Below are 934 nucleotides of genomic sequence, written 5' to 3'. Positions count from 1 at the left end.
CCCGCTGGATGTCTCCGGCCTGATCACCCACCGCATCGGCATCGACGATTTTCAGGCCGGCTTCGATGCGATGCGCAGCGGCAGTTCCGGCAAGGTGGTGATGGACTGGTAGATGCCGCCTAGCGCAGGATTCTGTTTTTCATCAGCCATTTCACGGAGCGGGGCCATGCGTGGTTCGCACCCATGCGAAGATCGGTAAACCCCTCCGAAACATGTCTCCCGGTTTCGGCGTCAAGGATGCGAATGAACATAGTATGTTCCGTTCGGTTGACGCGCGTTACGACGCCAAGCAAGGCAAGCGACGCGCGGTGCTCCTTGGCAATCGGTCCTTCACAACCAGCGCAGTTGCGCAATCCGTGCGGCGCAGCAGCCTGTGTATCCCTCGCCGGCACATCAATTACTGTAAAGCGCCCAGACTGGGAGAGCATGTCCTTTGCAACTTGTGCCGATTCCGACAGATAGCGCCTGTCATATTCATCTGGGGGAATTATTCCCGCCCCGGCGCTCTTGTCCTCCAATTCGAAAGGGAACACTTCGATCGACATCGGCTTTGTCTGCTGGGCCTGCGCAAATGTGCAGGTGCCTACAAGTAGCGTCACCAGGACACTTAATGCGCGAATGCTCATCGTAGTCCTCCCGTCGGTGTAATGGGCATTATACGCGGCCTGACAACGCAAATCACGATCAAATCGAAAGCAATGCTATGCTTTGGCTGCGGTGGGAGTTCCCACGCAGGTTCGCTCGAACTCCGTCGTTCAGAGTGATTGGCTTGATCTTGGACTAACCCATGCTCGGGACCAGACTGGTCTCCAATGCAGCCAGTCCGCTGGTGATCGCCGTGCGCTCTTCAGCGCTGAGCCTTGCCAGCAAATCCCGTTCGAACGCCTTGGCCAGCGGCACCATCTCGCGATAGGCGGCAAGTCCCGTTCCGGTC

The 934-nt window shown here is 57.8% G+C and carries 1 protein-coding gene and 2 pseudogenes; 1 reads left to right on the top strand and 2 read right to left on the bottom strand.

Annotated elements, in window-relative coordinates:
- Nucleotides 1–112: pseudogene (gene tdh / locus EOC06_RS25790) on the top strand (L-threonine 3-dehydrogenase); the annotation flags it as partial.
- A 7-nt stretch (nt 113–119) separates the two neighbouring features.
- Here the strand turns inward: tdh and EOC06_RS25785 are convergent.
- Together EOC06_RS25785 and EOC06_RS43500 are read right to left on the bottom strand one after the other, a co-directional pair.
- Nucleotides 120–626: a DUF2380 domain-containing protein gene (locus EOC06_RS25785; RefSeq protein ID WP_128309107.1), complete on the bottom strand. Its 507-nt coding sequence runs from the start codon at nt 624–626 to the stop codon at nt 120–122.
- A 154-nt stretch (nt 627–780) separates the two neighbouring features.
- Nucleotides 781–934, bottom strand: a pseudogene (locus tag EOC06_RS43500) (MarR family transcriptional regulator); the annotation flags it as partial.

The organism is Mesorhizobium sp. M7A.F.Ca.MR.362.00.0.0 (assembly GCF_004023175.1).
Taxonomy (GTDB): domain Bacteria; phylum Pseudomonadota; class Alphaproteobacteria; order Rhizobiales; family Rhizobiaceae; genus Mesorhizobium.
This window is presented reverse-complemented; position numbering and strand designations above follow the sequence as displayed.

What these genes read in the sequence shown, in the direction of transcription:
- EOC06_RS25785 (WP_128309107.1), bottom strand. Translation starts at nt 626, where the DNA reads ATGAGCATTCGCGCATTAAGTGTCCTGGTGACGCTACTTGTAGGCACC.